Source organism: Rhizobium sullae, assembly GCF_025200715.1.
Taxonomy (GTDB): Bacteria; Pseudomonadota; Alphaproteobacteria; order Rhizobiales; family Rhizobiaceae; genus Rhizobium; species Rhizobium sullae.
This window is the reverse complement of the sequence record NZ_CP104144.1, coordinates 1,461,572-1,483,578: the sequence shown is the minus strand read 5'-3', so window position 1 is coordinate 1,483,578 and position 22,007 is coordinate 1,461,572. Positions and strand designations below refer to the sequence as shown.

Annotated in this window: 18 protein-coding genes and 2 pseudogenes; 9 read left to right on the top strand and 11 right to left on the bottom strand. The window is 61.2% G+C overall.

Translation table 11 applies throughout. The features are described from left to right. From N2599_RS27810 to N2599_RS27800, 3 genes and pseudogenes are all read left to right on the top strand, one after another. Window positions 1–1,275 carry an NAD(P)/FAD-dependent oxidoreductase gene (locus N2599_RS27810; protein WP_027510272.1) on the top strand — a complete coding sequence of 425 codons (1,275 nt, stop codon included), beginning with the start codon at window positions 1–3 and terminating at the stop codon, window positions 1,273–1,275. Between the two features lie 227 nt (window positions 1,276–1,502). Next, window positions 1,503–1,758, top strand: a pseudogene (locus N2599_RS27805) (type II toxin-antitoxin system prevent-host-death family antitoxin). Next, window positions 1,758–2,166: pseudogene (locus N2599_RS27800) on the top strand (type II toxin-antitoxin system VapC family toxin). The pseudogenes N2599_RS27805 and N2599_RS27800 overlap by 1 nt, the downstream one beginning before the upstream one ends. A gap of 57 nt (window positions 2,167–2,223) precedes the next feature. Here the strand turns inward: N2599_RS27800 and N2599_RS27795 are convergent. The 6 genes from N2599_RS27795 to argE all read right to left on the bottom strand — a co-directional run bounded on the left by N2599_RS27795 (window position 2,224) and on the right by argE (window position 8,858). Next, a complete protein-coding gene (locus tag N2599_RS27795) occupies window positions 2,224–3,681 on the bottom strand; it encodes an NAD-dependent succinate-semialdehyde dehydrogenase (RefSeq protein WP_027510271.1) in 1,458 nt (485 codons plus the stop codon). Between the two features lie 16 nt (window positions 3,682–3,697). Continuing rightward, window positions 3,698–4,741, bottom strand: coding sequence for a tartrate dehydrogenase (locus N2599_RS27790; protein ID WP_027510270.1), 1,044 nt, complete (start codon window positions 4,739–4,741; stop codon window positions 3,698–3,700). A 9-nt stretch (window positions 4,742–4,750) separates the two neighbouring features. Next, window positions 4,751–6,214: an aldehyde dehydrogenase family protein gene (locus N2599_RS27785; protein ID WP_027510269.1), complete on the bottom strand. Its 1,464-nt coding sequence runs from the start codon at window positions 6,212–6,214 to the stop codon at window positions 4,751–4,753. Window positions 6,215–6,374: 160 nt separating this feature from the next. Then, window positions 6,375–6,728: a cupin domain-containing protein gene (locus N2599_RS27780; protein ID WP_027510268.1), complete on the bottom strand. Its 354-nt coding sequence runs from the start codon at window positions 6,726–6,728 to the stop codon at window positions 6,375–6,377. A 23-nt stretch (window positions 6,729–6,751) separates the two neighbouring features. Continuing rightward, a complete protein-coding gene (locus N2599_RS27775) occupies window positions 6,752–7,675 on the bottom strand; it encodes a 2-hydroxyacid dehydrogenase (protein ID WP_027510267.1) in 924 nt (307 codons plus the stop codon). A 58-nt stretch (window positions 7,676–7,733) separates the two neighbouring features. Then, on the bottom strand, window positions 7,734–8,858 hold the full coding sequence (argE, locus tag N2599_RS27770) for an acetylornithine deacetylase (protein WP_027510266.1): 1,125 nt from the start codon (window positions 8,856–8,858) through the stop codon (window positions 7,734–7,736). Window positions 8,859–9,108: 250 nt separating this feature from the next. Between argE and N2599_RS27765 the strand changes: the two genes are divergently transcribed. Further along, on the top strand, window positions 9,109–10,014 hold the full coding sequence (locus N2599_RS27765; protein ID WP_027510265.1) for a GNAT family N-acetyltransferase: 906 nt from the start codon (window positions 9,109–9,111) through the stop codon (window positions 10,012–10,014). A 160-nt stretch (window positions 10,015–10,174) separates the two neighbouring features. Here the strand turns inward: N2599_RS27765 and N2599_RS27760 are convergent, their stop codons facing one another. After that, complete coding sequence (locus tag N2599_RS27760) at window positions 10,175–11,179, bottom strand: LacI family DNA-binding transcriptional regulator (RefSeq protein ID WP_027510264.1); 1,005 nt, start codon at window positions 11,177–11,179, stop codon at window positions 10,175–10,177. 191 nt (window positions 11,180–11,370) lie between these two features. Between N2599_RS27760 and N2599_RS27755 the strand changes: the two genes are divergently transcribed. The 3 genes from N2599_RS27755 to N2599_RS27745 are packed head-to-tail and all read left to right on the top strand — an operon-like array spanning window position 11,371 to window position 14,434. Then, window positions 11,371–12,285 carry a sugar phosphate isomerase/epimerase family protein gene (locus N2599_RS27755; RefSeq protein ID WP_027510263.1) on the top strand — a complete coding sequence of 305 codons (915 nt, stop codon included), beginning with the start codon at window positions 11,371–11,373 and terminating at the stop codon, window positions 12,283–12,285. A 43-nt stretch (window positions 12,286–12,328) separates the two neighbouring features. Continuing rightward, on the top strand, window positions 12,329–13,252 hold the full coding sequence (locus N2599_RS27750; protein WP_027510262.1) for a TIM barrel protein: 924 nt from the start codon (window positions 12,329–12,331) through the stop codon (window positions 13,250–13,252). A gap of 18 nt (window positions 13,253–13,270) precedes the next feature. Continuing rightward, a complete protein-coding gene (locus tag N2599_RS27745; protein ID WP_027510261.1) occupies window positions 13,271–14,434 on the top strand; it encodes a Gfo/Idh/MocA family protein in 1,164 nt (387 codons plus the stop codon). A gap of 46 nt (window positions 14,435–14,480) precedes the next feature. Here N2599_RS27745 and N2599_RS27740 read toward each other — a convergent pair whose 3' ends face one another. The 4 genes from N2599_RS27740 to N2599_RS27725 all read right to left on the bottom strand — a co-directional run bounded on the left by N2599_RS27740 (window position 14,481) and on the right by N2599_RS27725 (window position 18,924). After that, on the bottom strand, window positions 14,481–15,767 hold the full coding sequence (locus tag N2599_RS27740; protein ID WP_027510260.1) for a D-tagatose-bisphosphate aldolase, class II, non-catalytic subunit: 1,287 nt from the start codon (window positions 15,765–15,767) through the stop codon (window positions 14,481–14,483). Beyond that, window positions 15,764–16,747, bottom strand: coding sequence for a tagatose kinase (locus N2599_RS27735; protein WP_027510259.1), 984 nt, complete (start codon window positions 16,745–16,747; stop codon window positions 15,764–15,766). Before N2599_RS27735 ends, N2599_RS27740 begins: the two co-directional genes overlap by 4 nt. After that, the gene (locus N2599_RS27730; RefSeq protein ID WP_037142041.1) at window positions 16,744–17,937 is read right to left on the bottom strand and encodes an ROK family transcriptional regulator; all 1,194 of its coding nucleotides are present in this window, start codon (window positions 17,935–17,937) and stop codon (window positions 16,744–16,746) included. Before N2599_RS27730 ends, N2599_RS27735 begins: the two co-directional genes overlap by 4 nt. 102 nt (window positions 17,938–18,039) lie before the next feature. Then, complete coding sequence (locus N2599_RS27725) at window positions 18,040–18,924, bottom strand: sugar phosphate isomerase/epimerase family protein (RefSeq protein WP_027510257.1); 885 nt, start codon at window positions 18,922–18,924, stop codon at window positions 18,040–18,042. Window positions 18,925–19,341: 417 nt separating this feature from the next. Here N2599_RS27725 and N2599_RS27720 point away from each other — a divergent pair, with 417 nt between their 5' ends. Together N2599_RS27720 and N2599_RS27715 are read left to right on the top strand one after the other, a co-directional pair. Then, window positions 19,342–20,295, top strand: a complete 954-nt coding sequence (locus N2599_RS27720; RefSeq protein ID WP_027510256.1) for a helix-turn-helix domain-containing protein — start codon at window positions 19,342–19,344, stop codon at window positions 20,293–20,295. A 298-nt stretch (window positions 20,296–20,593) separates the two neighbouring features. Beyond that, a complete protein-coding gene (locus tag N2599_RS27715; protein ID WP_245209250.1) occupies window positions 20,594–21,967 on the top strand; it encodes an extracellular solute-binding protein in 1,374 nt (457 codons plus the stop codon). Window positions 21,968–22,007: the final 40 nt, after the last annotated feature.

Here is a 22,007-nt window from a genome sequence, read left to right as displayed (position 1 = left end):
ATGAAGTTCCAATCCTACTGGCATGACACGGCCCCCACCTTCGAAGGTGCTGCGCAAGGTCCGGTCGAAGGACATTACGATGTCGCCATTGTCGGTGGCGGCTTCACCGGCCTTGCCGCAGCGCGCCATCTTGCAAAGGCTGGCGTTCGGGTCGTGGTGCTGGAGGCGGAACGCGTGGGCTGGGGTGCTTCGGGCCGCAACGGCGGTCATCTCAACAACGGCCTTGCCCACAGCTTCATTGCCGCCAAGGCCGAACTCGGCAGGGAGCGTGCCATCGCGCTTTATCGGGCGCTTGATGACTCGATCGATGCGATCGAAGCGATCGTTGCGGAGGAGGGGATCGATTGCAATTTCCGCCGTGCCGGAAAGCTCAAACTCGCGTCCAAGCCGCAGCATTTCGATACGATCGCCCGCAATTTCGAGGCCGTCCACGCCGAGGTTGATCCGGACACGGCACTTCTGACTGCGGCTGACCTCAAGGTTGAGGTCGGCTCGCCTTTCCACGGCGCCATGCTGTCGAAAAAGAGCGCGATGATGCATATGGGGCGCTATGTCGTGGGGCTCGCCACCGCCGCTGCTCGTCATGGCGCAACCATTTTCGAGAAGGCAGCGGTGACCGATCATCGCCAAGGCAACGGGCGGCACAGCCTGACGACGGCTCGGGGGACGATTACGGCCGATCACGTGCTCGTCGCGACAGGTGCTTATACGCCTCCGATCTTCGGCTATTTCCGCCGCCGGATTGTTTCTGTCGGAAGCTTCATTATCGCCACGCGTCCTCTGACCGATGCCGAAATTGCAGCGACGATTCCTGGAAACCGGACCTGCGTCACGTCGATGAACATCGGCAACTATTTCCGGCTGGCACCTGACAACCGGCTGATCTTCGGTGGCCGCGCTCGGTTTTCCGCAACATCCGACCAGCGTTCGGATGCAAAGAGCGGAGAGATCCTTCGGGCGAGCCTGCTTCAGACCTTCCCGCAACTCTCCGGCGTCGAGATCGACTATTGCTGGGGCGGGCTCGTCGATATGACCAAGGATCGCTATCCGCGCGCCGGTTACGTCGACGGTGTCTGGTACGCCATGGGCTATTCCGGGCACGGCGCGCAATTGTCTACGCATCTCGGCATGATCATGGCCGATGCCATCCTGGGCAAGGCCGACCGCAACCCTCTCAAGGGGCTCGACTGGCCGGCTGTTCCCGGGCATTTCGGCAAGCCATGGTTCCTGCCGTTGGTGGGCTTGTATTACAAGACGCTCGACCGGTTTCAGTAGGGACCATCCATCGAATACTGAAAACTCCGTCCGTCACGCAAACGGTCGGTTTGCCACGCAAGGCCAGGACGTCCATCTGCGAACATGGGGCCGACCAAAATACTGGACCGCTCAGGTTCGTCGAGGCACGCCGCACGCGAACCACTTGGGCTGCTGCACCGCTCTTGAGATTGATCCCGGCAACTAGACACGCCACATAGCTAGACAGTCTAGCTTGGATCAGAATCATGGAATGGCAGTTAAAGGACGCTAAGAACCAATTCTCGAAAGTCGTTCAGAAAACTCGGGTCGACGGGCCGCGGGTGGTCACCGTACGTGGCCAACGCACAGCGGTCGTGCTGTCGGCCCGCGACTACGACGCGTTGCGCGCTGGCGGAACCGACTCTGGTGGATGATCTGTTGTCGGGACCTGCTTGGGATGACGACTTCTCAGAAGCGGTTGCTGAGCGCTCAAGGACGCCAAGCCGAGAAGTCGCCTTCTGATGTATCTCCTGGATATGAATGTCATCTCAGAGGCGCGCCGTGGCACGCCTCAGGCCGTATTATGGCTGCGATCGGTGGATCCTCTGGCGGTCCATTTGAACGTGCTCACGCTGGGGCGAAATCATGCGGGGCATAGCCCTCAAGCAGAAGAACGACCCGAAATCGGCTGGCCATCTTGCGGAGTGGCTCCGCAAATTGCGTCACGATCATGCTGAGCGCATTCTACCCGTAGCAGACCAGATTGCGGTCGAATGGGGTCGCATCGCAGCGATCCGTCCCCGTGGCGATGTCGATGGTTTGATCGCCGCGACGGCGATCGTACACGATCTCATCGTTGTCACGCGGAATATCACGGACTTCGAAGACACTGGTGCCATCATCGTCAACCCGTGGGATCTCGACGCATGAGTGGGTTTGCTCATGCGTTCAATACCATCGAGGATGCCGTCAAGCGCGATGGCCGTGTCAGCCAAGCCCGCCGATGTGGAAGCTCTTCATTTCTAAATATTCCTCGATGCCACATTGGGCGCCTTCGCGGCCGAGGCCGGATTGCTTGACGCCGCCGAAGGGAGCGACTTCCGTCGAGATGGCTCCGGTGTTCAGGCCGATCATGCCGAATTCAAGCGCCTCGCCAACGCGCCAGGAGCGTTTGAGGCTTTCGGTGTAGAAATAGGCGGCCAGCCCGAAAGGTGTGGCATTGGCGATCCGGATCGCCTCCTCTTCTTTACCGAAACGGAAGAGGGGAGCCACGGGGCCGAAAGTCTCCTCGCTAGCAAGCTGCATGTCCGTCGTCGCGTCGCCGAGGACGATCGGCGCCGTATACTGGTCGCCGTCTGGCAGGGCGGGCGGGGTCGAGATGATACGCGCTCCCTTTGCGAGGGCGTCTTCGACATGGCGATTGATCTTTTCGATCGCCGCTCGGTTGATCATCGGGCCGATATCGACGCCGGCGTCCGTTCCGCGCCCCACTTTCAGGGTGGAAACGCGGGCGGAAAGCTTTTCGGCGAAGGCGTCATACACGCCCGACTGAACCAGGATGCGGTTGGCGCAGACACAGGTCTGCCCGCCGTTTCGGAACTTCGAGGCAATCGCGCCCTCGACGGCTAGGTCGAGATCTGCGTCGTCGAAGACGATGAACGGCGCGTTGCCGCCAAGTTCGAGGCTCAGCCGCTTGATGCTGTCTGATGCGCCACGCATCAAAAGCGAGCCGACGCGAGTAGAACCGGTAAAGGAGATCTTGCGAACGGTCTGGTTCGTCAACAACTCGTCGCCGATCTTGGCCGGCATGCCCGTGACGATGTTAATGACGCCTTTCGGGATGCCGGCGCGCTCGGCCAAGACAGCGAGCGCAAGCGCCGAATATGGCGTCAGGTCTGACGGCTTGATCACGACGGTGCAGCCTGCGGCAAGCGCCGGCCCGACCTTGCGAGTGATCATTGCATTGGGGAAATTCCAGGGCGTGATGATTGCCGAAACCCCAACCGGCTCCTTCAGGACAACGATCCGCCGGTCGGCCGTCGGCGAGGGGATAGTGGTACCACCGATGCGACGGGCTTCCTCGGAGAACCACTTGACGAACGAGGCGCCGTAGCGGATTTCGCCCCGTGCTTCTGCAAGCGGCTTGCCCTGCTCGCTAGTGAGGATCAGCGCAAGATCTTCGAGGTTGTCGATCATCAGGTCGTGCCAGGCCTCCAGCAACGCGGCACGTTCGGCGTGGGTCTTCTTGCGCCACGATGGAAAGGCATTCTCTGCCGCTTCGATCGCCGTGCGTGTATCGTTACCGTCCATGTCAGGTACCGTACCGAGTGCTTCCTGCGTTGCAGGATTGAAGACCTCGATCGTGCGCCCTGCCGCAGCGCCACGCCATTCACCGTTGATGAGCCCGTGTTCGCGAAACAGGCTGGTGTCCTTCAACTCGTTCATCTTATCCTCTTTTCCGTCAGTCCAGCGCCGAAAGCACGGCTTTGGTGATTGTGTCTGTCTTGTCCTTGCCGGGGATTGCGCCGATACCGCGCGCTGTCGTCGTCTCGATCGCAGCCATCACAGTCCTGGCTGCTGCAATTTCTCCCAGATGTTCGAACATCATCGCTCCGGACCATATGGCGGCGATCGGATTGGCAATGCCGAGATGGGCGATATCAGGCGCCGAGCCATGGACGGGTTCGAACATCGACGGCGCGGTGCGGTCGGGATTGACGTTGGCGGAGGCTGCAAAGCCGAGCCCGCCCTGGATGGCGGCGCCAAGATCGGTCAGGATATCGCCGAACAGATTGGAAGCGACCACGACATCCAGGCTTTCCGGCGCCATGACCATGCGGGCGGCCATCGCGTCGATGTGATAACTGGTCACCTCGACATCTGGAAACTCGCCGGCAAGCTTTCGAGTGATCTCGTCCCAGAACACCATGGAATGTTTCTGCGCGTTTGACTTCGTCACAGAAGCGAGCTTGCCGCGCCGGGCTCGTGCCTGCTCAAAGCCGAAGCGTAAGATGCGCTCCACCCCCTTGCGGGTGAAGATCGTGGTCTCGACGGCCACTTCGTTATCCGTGCCTTGATGCACGCGGCCGCCGGCGCCGGAATATTCGCCCTCGGTGTTTTCGCGGATGCAGAGAATATCGAAGTGGTCCGATTTCAGCGGCCCCTGAACCCCGGGTAGCAGCCGATGCGGACGGATATTTGCATACTGTACAAAAGCTTTGCGGATGGGCAGAAGCAGTCCGTGCAGCGAGACGGAGTCCGGTACTTTTGCCGGCCAGCCGACAGCTCCGAGCAGGATGGCCTCGAAGGTTTTCAGCGTCTCGATGCCATCGGCCGGCATCATGCTGCCATGCTGGAGGTAATAGTCACAGGACCACGGATAGCTGGTGCCCGACAAGGCAAACCCAGCGGCGTTGGATGCCTTTTCCAGCACCGCCCAGGCTGCATCGGTGACATCTCGTCCGATGCCGTCTCCAGGCAGAAGCGCAATCTGATAGATCTTCATCGTCGGTCCTCAAAGGCTGATGAGCACGCTCTTGCTCTTGCGGTTGGCGAGATAGGCTTCGCGTCCAAGATCCTTACCGATGCCGGATTGCTTGTAGCCGCCGGTCGGCAGGATGTGGTCGCGCGAGCGGCCGTAGCGATTGACCCAGACGGTGCCGGCCTGCAGGCGCCGTGTGAGACGGATGGCACGCGAAAGGTCACGGGTGAAAAGGCCAGCCGCCAGACCATAGGTTGGGTGGTCTGCCAGGGTCAGCGCTTCCTCCTCATCCTCGAACGTCTGAATGGTCAGAACCGGCCCGAAAATCTCTTCCAAAACCGCCGGCGATGTTGCCGTCACGCCGGAGATCAGCGTCGGGGCGTAAAAGTAGCCTTCGCAATCCAGGCGCTTCCCGCCAGCCAGGCACTCTGCACCACCGTCGACGGTGGCGCGGACGATGCTGTCCATGCGGCCGATCTGCCGCTCCGAAATGATCGGCGGATAGTCTGTGGCCTCATTCCAGGTGGGACCCGGGCGGATGGCGGCCAGCCTGGCGATGATGGCGTCTACCAGCACGTCCGCCACCTTGGCCTCCACGATCAGCCGCGATCCGGCCACGCAGGCCTGTCCGGCATTGCCAAGAAGGCTGGTCGCGATCGCGCCCGCCGCCATATCGAGGTCGGCATCGGCAAAAACGAGCTGCGGGCTCTTGCCGCCGAGTTCGAGCGTCATCGGCTTTACGCCTGTTCTAGCAATATTGGTCATGATGGCAGCGCCGGCAGCCGTCGAGCCGGTAAAGCTCACCTTGGCAATGCCCGGATGGCCGGTGATCGCACTGCCTGTGGTTGGGCCATCGCCCAGGACGATGTTGATGAGGCCCGCCGGCAGACCGGCCCGCACCGCAAGCTCGGCAAGATAAAGTGTTGAGAACGGCGTGATTTCGGAGGGCTTCAAGACGACCGCATTGCCGGCGGCGAGCGCCGGAGCGAGCTTCCAGCCGGCCATGGACAAGGGAAAATTCCAAGGCGTGATCGCACCGACGACGCCATAAGCCTCGGTCATGATCATGCCGAGGCTGTCGTCAGCGGTTGGGACGAGGTCGCTGCCTTCCTTGTCAGCGAATTCGGCGAAGAAGCGGATCTGTTCGGCAGTCACTGCAATATCGCCGGCAATCAAATGCCCAACGGGGCGAGTGGAGCCAACAGCTTCCATCTTCGCGAGAGGCACGGCCTCCTGCTCGATGAGATCTGCCCAGCGCTGCATCGCTTTGGTCCGTTCGCGCGGACGCAGCGACGCCCAGCCGCTCTCCTTCAAGGCTTTTTGCGCAGTGTCGACCGCTTGGTCGACGATATCCGCAGAGGCAACCGGACAATCCCAATATGCCTTCGCATCCGAGGGGCGGTGCGTCGGCAGCTCGCCTCTTGCCTCGATCAGCCTGCTGCCGATGAAGTGACCATTCGGCAGAGAAAGTGAATCTGGATCGAAGCTGAGGGTCATGAAATGTCCTTGCTGGGCGTTTGCGCAAGGTTAGCGTTCAGGCTCCGGCAGCATGCGTCGACTGTGGCGGACAGGACGGAGGAAAATCCTGTTTATCAGCGGTTGCCGGTTGAATCTTCGGCGGATGATGCCGCCCGACCCACGCCGGGCAGCGTCGGCATCACATCACAGTCACGTAGATCTTGCGGACAGTTTCGATGGTCTTCCACATGCCAGTGAAGCCAGGCTTCATGACGAAGCTGTCGCCGGCCTTGTAGACGGCAGGCTCACCGCCATCGGGCGTGATCTCCACAACGCCGGCAAGGATATGGCAGAATTCGAAGGTTTCGCCCTTGATCGAGCGGGTCTCGCCCGGCGTCGCTTCCCAGACCCCGGTATGGATCATCTCTCCGCGCGCCACATCCTGCGCCCAGGTCTTGAAGGCGGGATCCCCGGCAATGAGGCGTTCCGGAAGCGGTTTTGATTCCCGAGGGGCGGTCGAGGGATTGGTGTCGATAGTTTTGAGCAGAGACATGGAGGACCTTTCGTCGTTGAATGTCAGTAGCCGCGTGTGCGATCGACCAAACCGACCGGATCGAGACCGGCGCGGTCGCGCTTGATGTTGTCTATGACGGCGCATGCGGCTGTTTCGGCTTGGGTGACGCTTGCGATATGCGGCGTCAGGATGATCTTCGGATGTGACCAGAAGGCATGGGCCGGCGGCAGCGGTTCGGGATCGGTCACGTCGATCACGGCGCCGGAGAGTTGGCCGCTATCCAGCGCTTCGATCAGCGCTTCATGATCGAGCTGCGGACCACGGCCCGTGTGGACGAGGCCAGCACCAGGCGACAGTGCGTTGAACAGATCTGCATTCAGGAAGCCGCGCGTTTCGTCCGTCAGTGGCAGCAGGCAGATCAGGATATCGACCTTTTCCAGAAAAGGCTTCAGTCCCTGCTGGCCACTGTAACAGGTCGCGCCGTCGATCTCACGCGGGCTGCGGCTCCAGCCGGACAGCATAAATCCAAAGGGCTTGAGCCGCTCCAGCACGGCGTTGCCGAGCATGCCGAGACCGAGAACACCCACATTTTGGCTTGAGGCCTGCTTCTGCGGAATCGGGCGCCACGACTGCCTCTCCTGCTGGTCGAGATAGGCGGGCAGATTGCGGTGAAGCATAAGCACGGCGAGCGTCACATATTCCTGCATCATGCGGATGATGCCGTCCTCGACCATGCGCACTAGCTTGACCTTTTCCGGCAGGCTGTCGAGCCTGAATTGGTCGATGCCCGCGCCGATCGAAAAGACGATCTCAAGATTGCGATATCGAAGAAGGTCGGCGGGCGCTGTCCAGGTTAGCAAATAGCGGACCGCCTGCGGATCGACCGCGGCCGGATCCATCGAAAAGGCAAGGTCTGGAAGCTCCCTTGCGAAAGCATCACGGAAAATGCGGCCGCGCTCGGCGTCGGAATTGAAGAGCAGAGTCATCGGCATTTTCCCGTCGTTTCGGTATCCTCGGTCATTGTTCGCATGGGCTGCTGCCTCACTAAGGGCAAAGCCTGTTGCCCAGTGCCTCGATCATGGATTGGCAGGCCGTCAATTCGTCGGTGAGAATGAACTCGTCGGGCCGGTGCGCACGTGCAATGTCGCCGGGGCCGCAGATGATGGCGTCGATTCCGGCGGCCTGATAAAGTCCGGCCTCCGTCCCGTAGCTCACAGCGGCGAGCGGCTCCTCGCCTGTCAGTTCCGCAAGTAGGCACGCGAGCGGCGCATCGGCTGAAAGCGACAAGCCGGGATAGGCGCTCGTGAGCTCCCAATTCACCTCAAAACCTTTGGCTCGCAGGCTCTCGGCCCTCGCCTTGAGGGGAGCCAGCAATTCGGTCGGGGAAACACCGGAAACCGCCCGGGCTTCGAACTCGGCGATGCACAGGTCAGGAATGATGTTGACCGCCTGGCCGCCCTTGATCGTGCCCGCCTGAAGGGAGGAATAGGCGGGCTCGAAGGCCGTATCGAAAGGACCCTGAGACGCGCGTTCGGCGCTTACGACAGCTTCCGCCAGCACTTCCGCCATGGCATGGACGGCATTCAATCCTTGATCGGGACGCGAGGAATGTCCCGAACGGCCGTGGATTTCGACGCGTGCCGCAGCCTTTCCCTTGTGCGCGCGGATGGCGCGCATCGTGCTTGGCTCGCCGATGATCGCGCCCTCAGGCCTGGCGCAGAGTTCTGCGAGACGCGCGATCATGTGGGGTGCGCCCCGGCAGCCTGCCTCCTCGTCATAGGAAAAGGCAAGATGGATGGGGCGAGCAAGCGGCTTCGCTGCAAGCGCGGGCAGGGCGGCGAGCGCGGCCGCCAGAAAGCCCTTCATGTCGGAGGTGCCGCGTCCGTAGAGGCGATTTGCCTCCGCGCGAAGAGTGAAAGGGTCTGACGACCAGGCAGGTTCGTTGGCCGGTACCACGTCCATGTGGCCTGAGAGTATGTAGCCAGGAACGTCTGCCGGGCCGATAGTTGCAAAGAGGTTCGCACGGTTTCCTTCCGGCCCTGGCAGCACTGTGACCGTGGCATTGCAGTCTTCAATGTAGGCACGGATCCACTCGACGATCGCATCATTGGCCTGTCCGGCGACGGACGGAAAGGCGATCAGGCGCTCGAGGATCTCAACGGCGTGCATCATAGGATTCTCGCAAACATGGCCGGCGCCCCGTCGGGATACACATGGAAGGCCTAGTTGCGAAGCTTAAAGCCGCCGCACCGGATTGCGTGCCGAAATCGGCTCGGTTTCAGTGAATTGTTGCGGGCGGCGAGGCTCCTGGAGCGGATTGTACCGGCGCCGGCCGCCTAATATCTACTTTGAATGGGGCCGGCGTTTTGCGCGGGATGCGCGAATTATCTGCGGTTCAGATGTAGTCGGGGAGGTTGGAGTGGAACGAACGGCGTCAGAATCCATGGTCGTCGATTCCGTGCAGATGAGAATTGGCGATATTGCTGAGGCGGAACTCGACCAATTGCATGCGTTGTCGATTGCCGTCGGCTGGCCGCATCGCGCGGAGGATTGGCAGTTTCTGCGGCGCGTCGGTAAGGGCGTTGTCGCCATGGACGACATCGGCCGCGTTCTCGGTTCGGCCATGTGGTTTCCACATGGCGGTAATTTTGCCACTGTCGGAATGGTCATTACATCACCTCGCCTGCAGGCCAACGGGACCGGACGGTGGCTGATGCAGCATGCCTTTGCCAGGCTCGCGGGCTATACTCTCGGTCTCAATGCGACGCGCGCAGCACGGCGGCTATATCTTTCCCTTGGCTTTGCGGCTGAGAAGATCGTCTACCAGTGTCAAGGCGAGGCTCACGAGCCTGGCCCTCCGGGTGCAACGCCGGACGGGGCGCATTTGCGCGCCATTGATATTGCCGATCTTGCTTTGTTGGCCGAGCTCGATCGCCAGGCATATGGTGCGGACCGCATGCCGGTTCTCGCCGGCTTGCTGAAGCACTCCAAGGGTTTTGGCCTGTTTCGCAATGATCGGCTTGACGCATTTTCGCTCTGCAGGCCCTTTGGCCGCGGGCATGTTATCGGCCCGGTGGTCGCCAATGGCGACCAGGATGCGATTGCGGTGATCCGGCCGCATGTTTCAGAGCATGCCGGCCATTTCCTCCGTCTTGATACCCGCCAGAAAGACGGAGCCTTCGCCGCGTTTTTGTCCCGATGCGGCATGCCCGTATTCGATACAGTTACGACGATGTCGCTCGGAAAGCGCTGGATTCCGGAGGACAGCCTGATCCCCGAAGCGCGCCCGATGACTTACGCGTTGGCAAGCCAGGCTTTGGGCTAAGCTGGGTGGTGGGTTGAGGAGTAATCTATGCAGATGCTCTGCCGACGAACCGCATTCTTGCGCGCCTATTACAATAATCGTGATTATAACATGGCAATATTTGAAGGCCGGCCCAATGACTTCCGCATTCGCAAGCAAGCTTTAAGTCAGGGATTCGAACTCACACGTTTTCGGGTGTTACGGTCAAGAAGCGCACAGGCTCCTTACTGACGTCGACCTCAATCAGGCCAAGCGCCTTCAATGTCAAATCGATTGATCTGCGGGCCTGAATTTCCGGTACCTGATCGAGTACGACCGCCATGATGCCTTCACGCAGATAGCTCCGTGTCTGATCGCTCAGTTCGTGCCCAACCCAAAACAGCGCGCGTGCCTGCTGATTTTTGAGGACCGAGGCGACGGCGACGTTGTCGCCGCCGGCGCTGTAGACGCCAATGACGTCCGGGTGCCTGCGAAGGGCGTGGCGCAACAGTTCCATCGTGTTGTGTTCGTCGTCGAAATCGAACATCACCTCCACAAGGGCGTGTTCCCCGTCGGCATGCTCGGCGAGATATTCGGAAAAGCCCCGGATACGCTCCTTGTGGTTTTCGTAGGCGCCGCTGTGGCAGAGAGCGACGAAGGAACCTGCCTTGCCCGCCTGCATGCGCGACATGTAATAGGCGGCCGTACGGCCGGCAGCGTAATTGTCGATCCCGACATAGGGCAGTTCCGTCGCCGGTCGCGTCATGATCTGGATGACGGGTATGCCGAGGGCCGCTGCTTGCCGGACACTCGTGACGACATCCGGATGATCGGGCGCGACGACGATCAGCGCGGACCGCCGGTTCTTCGGCTTTGCGATATAATGGGCGAAATCCGCGGGATCGTTTTCGCGGGCAAAGGTCCGGTGAACGACGATGCTGTGGTCAAGCAGGGCGGCGATCCTCTCGAACGCCTGGTTCATACGTGAATAGAAGTTCGTTTCCGGGCGCACGAGGATGACTTCGATCCGGACAAGGCCGCGATGGGCCTCTGGCATCACATGCCGATAGTTGAGCTTCCTGACCGCCAGAAAGACCTTCTCCACCGTTTCAGGTCTCACACCGCCACGACCATTGATCACCCGCTCGACCGTCGCGGTACCGACATCGGCTTCTCTCGCCACATCCCTCAGGGTGATCTTTGCCATGGTTTTATTCCGTCTCCCGTGACGAACTTCAGCATCTGCGCGGCACAAGGTCAATGATCAAATTTGATCAAGGAAGCATTGGCTCGTGGCCCGCAAGCACGCGTAATCTCGCCGGTAATTCGGGAGGAGATACCGAAGCCAAGCTAGATCGTTCGCTGGCCCGAATGCTGTCGGATGAAGGAGGAGACATCATGAAAATCGCACTCGACCCGCACATGCATCGCCATCTTGGCCCGAACGAGCTTTGCCGGAAGGCGGCAGAGCTCGGCTACGACTATATCGAGCTGTCGCCGCGGGATGATTTTTTGCCTTGGTGGGTGCGCCCGCGCGCCCACAAGGAGCGGATTGCTCAGTTCAAGATGGCGCTTGCAGATCACGGCGTCAAACTCGCCTCGCTGCTTCCGATGTACCGCTGGGCAAGCCCGCATGAAGACGAGCGGGTGGCCGCGGTCGGTTACTGGAAGCAGGCCATCGAGATCGCCGTCGAGATGGGTTGCGATACGATGAACTCGGAGTTCGGCCGCGGCCCGTCGCCCGATCGCGGCCACAAGTCGAATTGCTGCGGCGGGCACTATACGCACGAATCCAGCGAGGCCGCCTGGTGGCGGTCGATCGAGGAACTGGTGCCGGTCTTCGAAAAGCACGGCGTGACCCTCAACATGGAACCGCATCCGGAAGACTGGTGCGAGACGCTTCATCCGGCGCTCGACATGCTGAAGACCATCGGCTCGAAGAATGTCAAGTTCCTCTATTGCGCCCCGCATACTTTCTACTTCGGCGACAACATGGCGAGGATGATCGAAGAGGCCGGTCCGATGATCGCCCACGTCCACGTGGCCGACACCTATAACCACAAGGCCTCGTCCGGCCTTCGCTACATCATCAATCCTCCCGGTGCGAAGGTGACGATCCACCAGCACATGGACATGCATCAGGGCGAGATCGACTGGGATGTCTTCTTCGGGTCGCTGGCCAAGATCGGCTTTGACGGCATCGTCACGGCTTGCGTTTTCGGCTGGGAAGACCGGGCCGATGCATCCGGCCGCTTCATGCGCTCCGAGATCCAGAAATATGTCGACAAGTATTGGCCGGTAAAGGGCACTTGAGCAAAGACCACGACATGACCGGCCCTTTGCGAGGAATAACCCCATGACCATCACCATCACGACCGCTCCATGCTGCTGGGGGGTCGACGACGTCAATAATCCGAACCTGCCGGCCTGGGAGCGCGTCTTCGATGAGGCGGCCGCCGCCGGCTATGGTGGCCTCGAACTCGGCCCCTACGGCTACGTACCGCTCGATCATCAACAGGTGGGAAAGGCGCTTGCCGAGCGCGGCCTTTTCATCGTCGCCGGCACGATTTTCGACGATCTCGTCTCTCCGGCCAACCGGGAGAACCTGCTGCGCCAGACGGACGAAATCTGCGCTGTTATCACCAGGTTACCGCAGCCCGCTCAAGTTGCAGGACAGCAGTTTAAGACGCCTTACCTGACCGTCATGGACTGGGGTCATGACGAACGGGATTATGCCGCGGGTCATTTTGATCGAGCGCCTCGGCTTTCCGACGAAGCCTGGGCCGGCATGGTCGCCAACATCAAGGCAATCGCCGCACTTGCCAGGAGCCGATATGGCGTTCGCGCTGTCATCCATCCCCATGCCGGCGGCTACGTCGAATTTGCTGATGAGATAGAGCGGATCGCAAGCGATGTCCCGGCAGAAATCGCAGGCTTTTGCCTCGACACCGGCCACACTTATTATGCCGGCATGAATCCGGTTAAGACACTGCGCCGCTACGCGGCCCGGCTCGACTATGTGCACTTCAAGGATATCGACCGGGCCGTGTTCGAGCGCGTGCTCGGCGAGAAGATCCGTTTCTTCGCGGCCTGCGCTGAAGGGGTCATGTGCCCGATCGGGCGCGGTGTCATCGATTATCCGGCCGTGAAGCAGGTGCTTGAGGAGATCGGCTATCACGGTTTCATCACCGTCGAACAGGAACGCGATCCGCAGAGGGTGGCAGGAAGCCTCCAAGACGTGAAGGAAAGTCGCGACTACCTCCGGTCAGTCGGCTTCTAAGACAAGAGGAGACTGAACATGTCAGCAAGCAAGACAAGGCCGATCCGCTGGGGCATGGTGGGCGGCGGACGTGGCAGCCAGATCGGCTATATCCACCGCTCGGCAGCGCTAAGGGACAGCACGTTCGAACTCACAGCCGGTGCATTCGATATCGATCCGGAGCGTGGGCGCGCTTTCGGTGTCGAGCTCGGCCTTGACGAGGCTCGCAGCTATCCGGACTACGTGGCGATGTTCGCTGCAGAGGCTGAACGGCCGGATGGCATTGAGGCGGTGTCGATCGCCACGCCGAACAACACCCATTTTGCGATCTGCACGGCAGCGCTCGAACACGGCCTGCATGTCATCTGCGAAAAGCCGCTCTGCTTCACCGTCTCCGAAGCGGAAGAGCTGAAGGCGCTGTCGCAGGCGCGCGGTAAGATCGTCGGCGTTACCTACGGCTATGCCGGTCATCAGATGATCGAGCAGGCACGGGCCATGGTGAAGAACGGCGATCTCGGCGAGATCCGCATCGTCAATCTGCAATTTGCCCATGGTTTTCACAGTGCGCCCGTTGAGGAGCAGAATCCTTCCACGCGTTGGCGCGTCGATCCGAGGTTCGCAGGCCCAAGCTATGTGCTCGGCGATGTCGGTACGCACCCGCTCTATATCTCGGAAGTGATCCTGCCGCATTTGAAGATCAAGCGGCTGATGTGTACCCGGCAGAGCTTCGTCAAAAGCCGCGCGCCGCTGGAAGACAATGCCGTTACGCTGATGGAATACGACAACGGTGCCATTGCTACGGTCTGGTCGAGCGCCGTCAACGCCGGCTCTATGCACGGACAAAAGGTACGCATCGTCGGCGAGAAGGCGAGCATCGAATGGTGGGACGAGCGGCCGAACCAGCTCTCCTACGAGATCCAGGGCGAACCGGTCCGCGTCCTCGAACGCGGCATGGATTACCTTTATCCGGAAGCACGGATCGACGACCGCATCGGCGGCGGACATCCGGAGGGCCTGTTCGAGGCTTGGGCGAACCTTTACCGCCGCTTCGACCTCGCGATCAGCGGAAATAGCCGACTTGCTCCCGCAGGCGTCCGGAATCTCGTTTTCCCGGACATAGATGCGGGTCTTGAAGGGGTGCGCTGGGTTGAAAACTGCGTGCGCTCTGCCGATGCTGGAGGGATATGGGTGGACTACAAATAGAGCGGCGGTTCCCCTCGACGGAGGAAGCAGCATGCTTCCGTCGGGATCATGCCAAGGATTGAGGGCCGGGTTGATGGGCGCTCTGGTATTCCTCGAGGACCGCCCGCACGGCATCGATCAGCAATTCCTGCGGGTTAAGCGGCTTTCCTGCGTGTCCTACCAAACGGGGCAGATGCTGCCGGAAAAGAGGTGCCGGGATAATCCGGTGGTCGAGCGCTCTCGCGAGCCGCAAGACGGCGGCCTCCGCCGCCGGGTGATTCCAGTAGTAGCGAATACGATCGGAATAGGAGTAGTGCCGCAGGATATGCTGCTCGGCCTTAGAACCGTGATAGTGGCCCTTCCAGTGGCCGGGCTCCTCTCGCATCAACGCCTCCATCACGGCCATGAGGTTTCGGCTCGGATAGCCGATGACGGAGTCGCTGGCGATCAGGTCGAGGCCGTAGAGCGCCTCGCGCAGCGCAAACGTCAATTCCGGCCCGACCTTGAGGATGGCGAACCCGTCCTCGACGAGTTCGCGCAGCGCCACCGCGCCCTGGTAATCAGTCGAATGCGCCTCGTAGACGAGCGCGGGCTCCTCGCCGAGCAGCGCGCAAAGGGTGTGCGCTCTCGCCCGGTTGTAGACAATGACATTTTCATTGCCGAATTCGACCCCGGGCTGGACGACGAGCGCCAGCACGCGGGCGAAGGCCTTGCCGAGGCCCGCTTCGTCAAACCGCGTCCTATGCAGCGCAATAGTCTTGCGCGCCGCGTCGATGTTCGTCGGCTCGAGCGCGGTGATCACATGATTGGCGCCGCCGGGTGGCGGTACTTCGGTGCCGATGACATAGACCGGCGGCTCGCCGCCCGTAGAGGCCGCGCACCGTTCCGCCACGGCCGCCAGCCTCACTGCGCGCCCCGCGGTCATAGCGTCGTCGAGCGCGACCGGTTCGCCCGCGCAGCCCATAGACGTATCGAGGTGGAGCTTGCGGAAGCCGGCCTCGACATAGGCCGCGATCATCTCTTCGGCCTTGTTCATGGCGACCTCGGCAGATTCTCCGCGCCATGGATTGGGACCAAGATGATCGCCTCCGAGGATGACCTTGTCTGGCGGCAGACCCTCTTCGCTGGCGATCCGTTCCACCAGTGCCACAAAATCACTGGGCTTCAAGCCGGTGTACCCGCCGAACTGGTTGACCTGATTGCAGGTCGCCTCGATCAATACCGCACCGTCGCGAAGCACGCCATGCCGGAGCGCAGCACGGATCACGATGGGATGAGCCGAGCAAACGGACGTGATGCCGGCGGGGCTGCCCGCGCGCCGGCTGCGAGCCAAGTTGTCGAGAACGGATGTCATGTGCGGCGTTCCGGTGTAGCGGCGATGAAGGCGTCGAGCTCGGCGCGGGTGCCGGCTCCCTCCATCGGCCCCTTGGCGGTGACATTGCGGGCGCCGGCGGCATTGGCGTAGGTGAGCGCCTGTTCGATCGGCATACCGAGCCGGCGGCACGCGACATAGGCGCCACCGAAGCAGTCTCCGGCGCCGGTCGGATCGATTTCCTCGACAGCAAAGGCCGGGCAGTCGATGCGTCTGCCGTCCCGTGTGAAGACGGTCGAACCGTCGGCGCCGCGCTTGAGCGCCACTTCGCTGGCGTTGCGCCCGAGGAGTGCTTGGACCGCCTCGCTTTCGGCTTCCATGCCGGCCGCAACGAACAGCTCTTCTCCGGACGGGAGGATCAGGTCGGCGATATCGACGAGCCTTGCGAAGCGTGCGCGGGTTTCGGCTTGGCCGAGCAACTCCTTGCGGACATTCGGATCGAAGGAGATGCTGCCGCCGCGCGCCGTGATCGCCGTGATCGCATGCTCGATAATCCTAGCGGCGCCGGGTATCGCAAAGGCGGTCCCCATCACATGCAGGTGCCCCGACCGGGCAATGAGCGCGCGCGCTGCGGGGGTAAGGTCGATCTGGGCGGCGGCGGATCTTGCGATGTTGAAGACGAAATCGCGCGAACCGTCATGCCGGTAGCGCACGAAGGCGCTGCCGGTCGGAAACTCGGGGCTCGTCGAAATGGCCGAGACGTCGGCGCCGTCGGCGCGCAGGCGCGCGACGTTGACGCGGCCGAAGTCGTCGTTGCCCACGCAGCCGATGATGCCGGCCGAACCGCCGATTCTCGCGCATTGATCGATGAAGATCGCCGGCGCTCCGCTGGGGTAGGGGCCTATGAGCGTGATCGGCTCGAGGAAGCCCGCACCGCGATCCGTCGCCATGATCTCGACGAGGATCTCGCCGATCGTTATCGTTGGTCCAAGGGCGTCGGGAGCAAACGCGGTCGGTGTCATGCGCCATCTTCTCCAAGGCGAGCGCTGTCGGTCAGGAGATAGCGCTGGTGAAGCATGCAGGCAGCGCCGAAGGCCGGCCCTACCGTCTCATCCTCGTTTGTTTCGATCACGGGCAGCGGAAAGCTCTCCTCCTGCATGGAGCGAATGTGATGCAGGACGCGCGCCGCCATCAGCGGATAGAGCGCGGCGACTGAACCACCCAGCACGACCCTGTCGGCATCGATGATCCTGCAGCCCTGGATCAGGCCGTAAGCCAGGGCGCGCGCCCAGTCTTCGGCTATGGCGACGGCGCCCGGAACGCGGTCGCGCACATCGGCGAGGAAGGTCGTGAAGCTCGGTTCCGGCTGCGTCGAGACGGAACGGTAGGCGCTCAGGATGCATTCCAGCCCGAGAACACGTTCAAGGCTGCGGCCGGGCGCACTGGCACCATCGACGCGCAGATGCCCGATTTCGCCGGCAAGTCCCCGCGCGCCTCGAAAAACGGTCCCATCGACGACGATGCCGCCGCCCACGCCGCTCTCCATGACGAGATAGAGCGTGACCCCCGAATGGGCCTCGCCAGCGCCGTAGCTCGCGCCGGTCGCGAAGGCGTTTGCGTCATTCTCGACCATGACCGGCATTTGCGCCGGCACGGTCGCACGCACGAGATCGGCGAGTTGTATGTTCTGCCAGCCGAGCAGGGGAGCGGTGTTGATCAGTCCCTTGCGATCCATTTGCGCCGGCACGGCGACGCCCAACCCTTCGCAGCGGTCGAGATGGTCGGCCGGCAAAGTGTCGAAGGCGATCGCGATCGCGCGCGAAACTGCAGTATCGACATCGACGGACGGGCCGTCGAAGGGCTCCATGCGACTGTTGACGATGCGGCAGGCGAGATCGACCTCAACCACCGTGATGTGTTCGACGCCGATCTCGATGCCGAGAAAGAAGGCGGCTCCAGGCCTAAGTTCAAGCATGATGCCCGGCCGCCCCGCGTGAGCAGTCTGTGCCTGCTCGGTGGTTCCCACCTCGCGCACGAGGCCATCGGCCGTCAATCCGGCGATGATATGGCCGGATGAGGAGCGATTGAGGCCTAAAATGCGCGCAAGCTCCGCCCTGCTCAAGCGGCCGTGACGATAAAGCGCCCGCATCGCAGCGAGTTCATTGCGCTGGCGGATCCCGCTCGGAGACGCGATGGGGCCCACTTCATTCACGAGCGATCCTCCTTGCCTCTCTTCGCCGACCCCTGACACAACATAACCGGGCCGGAAACGCCCGACATGAGCCGAACGCAACCTTTCCCACACCTTTCGCCGTCACGGCCGGGCAACGGTCGCGCGACGACGTCTCGCCTCGTCCATCTTGAGGTCGATGAATTGCTTCGCGTGCTGCGCGAGCGGCATGTTTTCGGTCCAGGTGTCGCGCCAGATTGCGCAGGCAAGCGACAATCCTTCATCGACGACGGCGCCCGAGAAGGATTCGAATGTGATGTCGTTCTTGTAGTCGATGTCGAGCAAGGCATCGAACATCAGGTCGAAATTGATGACGCCGTCGCCGAGATAGCCGCGGTTGCTCTCACCAATGTGGAAATAGCCGATCTTGTCGCCCGCAAGGCGGATGGCCGCCGCCGGGTTCGCTTCCTCGATGTTCATGTGAAACGTGTCGAGGTGCAGCCGCACATGCGTAGAGCCTACCTGCTCGATGAAGGCGAGCCCCTGGGCGGTGGTGTTGAGGAGATTTGTCTCGAAACGGTTCACCACTTCGAGAACGAGGTCGACTCCTGCAGACTTGGCGAGATCAGCCGTCTTGGCGATGGCCGCGACACTGCTGTCCCATCCCTTTCTGGTGGGCATCCGGGAATATTTCCCGTGGGCCGAATAGAGGATCCCTCCGAGCTTGCTCCCGCCTATGTCGCGGACTGCGCGGATGGCGTCGGCCAGCATGCCTTCGCCCGCCCGCACCGCGTCCACATCTTCGCTCGATACATCGTGGCTGAACGGAAGGCCCATGGTGACCGCGATGTCGAGTTTCAGCGCCTCGGCTCGCCTGGCGAGCGCGTCGAGATCGAAATTTTCCGGTCGCAGGTAAGCGAATTCAATGAGGTTATAGCCGCAGGACGCGGATTTTTCCATCGCCTCCTCGAGCATGGGCTGGGTTTGCCCTCCCGTCCACACGAAAGAATGAATACCTAACCGGCCCATGTCTCACCCAATCCAATACTATGTTGCATAATGCAACAAATAAAACTTCAGCTGGATCTGTCAAGCAGATTCCGTTCCGATTGCGATCCGGCACTCGATACGCGGATGGGCAAATGCTTTGCAACTGCATTTCAAACGAGCAACTTCCGCGCCAGCAGAGGCTGGAATTCGGGCATTCCCGCATCGATCGAGATTGCTGTTGACAGCTTTCCTAAATGAACTAATTTGTTTTTCAAGGCAACATATAGGAGGCGCAACGCCGGGGAGGCGGGCGTGGGATGGCGTGTTCGAGCCGGTGGTTGGCCTGGTCTGAACTGCTATTACCTCAAGGAAGCCGGGCTACGACAAGCGCCTTTGGCATGCATGCCGGCATTGTCGCCTGGGGCACCAGACCTGCCTGTCGGGAGGAGGTTATCGATGAAAGCCGATTTACGGATCGTACCCGATTTCGAGATGATCATCTGCCCGCCAGCAGAATCCTTTCGCTGGAACATGCATGACTATCCCTTTTTCCGGGCGAAGTGGCACTATCATCCTGAATACGAACTGCATCTCACCCGGACGACATCGGGCGTCATGATGGTGGGTGACTATATCGGCGAGTTCGAGCCTGGCTGCCTGGTGCTGACGGGTCCGAACGTACCGCACAACTGGGTCAGCGACATCGAACCGGGCAAGCTCATCCGCAACCGGGACATGCTGATCCAGTTCACCCCTGAATGGGCCGATCGCGTCGCCTCCTTCTGCCCCGAGCTCGGCACGATAAAGCCGCTCTATGAGGATGCGGTCTACGGCGTGGAATTCTTTGGCTCCACGGCGCTTTCGGGCCGGCGGTTACTGGCGCAGATGGGTGCTGCCCACGGCGCCGAGCGCGTGTTGCTCTTTCTACAGCTGATGATTGCGCTGGCGCGCAATCCCGCCGAGCGGCGCAGGCTATCGCGCCTTGCGCCAACCTCCTCCCAGGTGGACCTGCCGCATGAGCTGGATGTTGCCATGCGCTATGTGCTGGAGCACTACAGCGACGACATCGACCTGGCGTCGGTCGCAAGGGTCTGTGGTCTCGAGCCGCAGGCCTTCTCGCGCTTTTTCAAGCGCCAGACCGGTCATACCTTCGCGCGCTACGTGATCCTCGCACGCATCTATGCCGCCTGCTCGCTGCTCACACAAACGTATCGTCCGATCACCGAGATCTGCTTCGAGGTCGGGTTCAACAACATCGCCAATTTCAACAGGCAGTTCTTCAAGATCTGCAGACGCACGCCGTCGGACTACCGGCGCAACGCACACAAGATCGGAACAGAGGCGCGAAGCGACCCCTTCCGGGAAATCCGTGCCTATCCGGCGGGGATCGCGGTCGGCGAAAAAGTATAGGTTGCCAGCAAACCACGCGTGGCAGAGCAAAAGAGCGCATACTAAGCTCCGGTCACGCCAACAGGAACGATCGCTGGGAAACGACCCGGAGGTCGCAATCCTTAAAGGCGAACCGTGTCTGGAAGCCGGGAGGAGCCGTGCTGCCGGAGCCCGGGAGGATCCGACAGGCGTCGGGGGGTGGGAACGTGCTTGCCGGCCAGCGGCCGCAAGCGGTGCAAAGGCACAAGGAGGAGGAATTATGATCCGGAAAAGTGGAATTGGACTTGCCGCGCTTGCGATCGGTCTTGTTGCGGGCGTGATGCCCGCACGGGCCGATTTCTGGTCGGATGCCGGCGCGAAATACAAGGGCGTCGTCCTGCACGGCGTGACCGAAAGCACGCCCCCGTCCAACTACATCAAGGACGTGCTGGCGCCCGAGTTCGAGAAGAAGACCGGCATCAAGGTCCAGATCGAGACCACGTCCTGGGACCAGATGTACGACAAGGCTATCAAGGACATGGAAGCCAAGACCGGCATCTATGACATGGTCTATATCGAGCAGGACATCATCTATGCCTATCTGGCGCGCAACTTCCTGGTCGACATCTCGAAATCGCTGAAGGACGACCCGTCGCTGAAGGCGCCGGAATTCGACGAAACCCACTTCACGACATTCGCCAACTATTTCAAGAATGCCGGTGGCGATCTCTTCGGCATCCCGATGGAGGCCTTCATCAAGGTCTACCTCTATCGCACCGACCTCTTCAACGACCCGAAGGTCAAGGACGCTTTCAAGAAGGAGACCGGCAAAGATCTGGCTCCGGCCAAGACCCATGAGGAATATACACAGATTGCCGAATTCTTCACGAAATACGGCAAGGACAACGGGATGGAGCTCTGGGGCACGACGGCCCAGGCGCATACCGGCCATCCGGCGTCCTGGTACGAATTCTTCGAGTCGATCGCTCCGACATACGGCGTCTACAACTGGGGTATCGACGCGGCCAACAACTATGCCGCCTCGGTCGAGAATGGCGGCCAGATGAACAGTGACAAGGCCAAGGCCGCCATGAAGTACTGGCTGCATCTGCGCGACATCGCTCCGCCTGAATCTGCTGCATCAACCTGGACGGAAGTCGCAACGACATTCGCCGCCGGCCGTGTCGCACAGGGCCTGGTTTATGGCGAGAACGCCGCCTGGATCGCGTCGGATGCGGAAAAGTCCAAGGTCGTCGGCAATGTCGGCGTCGCGCTGCCGCCCACCGAGCCCAATGTCCTCAAGGAGGTCGAGGCCGGCAAAGGTTATCTCGGCTACTATGACGGCGGCGCCTTCGGGTTGCCGGTCACGTCGAAGAACAACGAGGCGGCATTGCTCTTCCTGCAGTTCATCGGCCAAGACTCTGTCCAGGCCGACTGGGCGATCGCGGCACCGCGCATCACCAACACGGCGACCTATGACGATCCAAAGGTCATCGACATGGATAAGAAGCTGAACGGCTACTACACCATGCTCAAGGATCAGGGAAAGCTGTTTGCCGGTGCGCCGCCTTTCCCCTTCCATGCGCAGGTGCGTGAAGCCACGGCGCCGATCTTCTACAAGATCCTGCTGGGTGAAGTCGGTCCCGACGAAGGCCTCGACCAGATGGCGGCGGCTGCCGAAGCAGAACTGAAGAACCTCGGCTACCGCAAATAAGACCGGCAAGAGCCTGCGTCCGGGTGGCATCTCCCAAGAC

Bases quoted from the DNA above. Each gene is read 5' to 3' on its own strand.
- N2599_RS27790 (WP_027510270.1), bottom strand. From the start codon at position 4,741: ATGAAGATCTATCAGATTGCGCTTCTGCCTGGAGACGGCATCGGACGA.
- N2599_RS27725 (WP_027510257.1), bottom strand. From the start codon at position 18,924: ATGGGCCGGTTAGGTATTCATTCTTTCGTGTGGACGGGAGGGCAAACC.
- argE (WP_027510266.1), bottom strand. From the start codon at position 8,858: ATGCACGCCGTTGAGATCCTCGAGCGCCTGATCGCCTTTCCGTCCGTC.
- N2599_RS27740 (WP_027510260.1), bottom strand. From the start codon at position 15,767: ATGACATCCGTTCTCGACAACTTGGCTCGCAGCCGGCGCGCGGGCAGC.
- N2599_RS27810 (WP_027510272.1), top strand. From the start codon at position 1: ATGAAGTTCCAATCCTACTGGCATGACACGGCCCCCACCTTCGAAGGT.
- N2599_RS27750 (WP_027510262.1), top strand. From the start codon at position 12,329: ATGACCATCACCATCACGACCGCTCCATGCTGCTGGGGGGTCGACGAC.
- N2599_RS27780 (WP_027510268.1), bottom strand. From the start codon at position 6,728: ATGTCTCTGCTCAAAACTATCGACACCAATCCCTCGACCGCCCCTCGG.
- N2599_RS27720 (WP_027510256.1), top strand. From the start codon at position 19,342: ATGAAAGCCGATTTACGGATCGTACCCGATTTCGAGATGATCATCTGC.
- N2599_RS27785 (WP_027510269.1), bottom strand. From the start codon at position 6,214: ATGACCCTCAGCTTCGATCCAGATTCACTTTCTCTGCCGAATGGTCAC.
- N2599_RS27795 (WP_027510271.1), bottom strand. From the start codon at position 3,681: ATGAACGAGTTGAAGGACACCAGCCTGTTTCGCGAACACGGGCTCATC.
- N2599_RS27715 (WP_245209250.1), top strand. From the start codon at position 20,594: ATGCCCGCACGGGCCGATTTCTGGTCGGATGCCGGCGCGAAATACAAG.
- N2599_RS27735 (WP_027510259.1), bottom strand. From the start codon at position 16,747: ATGACACCGACCGCGTTTGCTCCCGACGCCCTTGGACCAACGATAACG.
- N2599_RS27775 (WP_027510267.1), bottom strand. From the start codon at position 7,675: ATGACTCTGCTCTTCAATTCCGACGCCGAGCGCGGCCGCATTTTCCGT.
- N2599_RS27760 (WP_027510264.1), bottom strand. From the start codon at position 11,179: ATGGCAAAGATCACCCTGAGGGATGTGGCGAGAGAAGCCGATGTCGGT.
- N2599_RS27755 (WP_027510263.1), top strand. From the start codon at position 11,371: ATGAAAATCGCACTCGACCCGCACATGCATCGCCATCTTGGCCCGAAC.
- N2599_RS27745 (WP_027510261.1), top strand. From the start codon at position 13,271: ATGTCAGCAAGCAAGACAAGGCCGATCCGCTGGGGCATGGTGGGCGGC.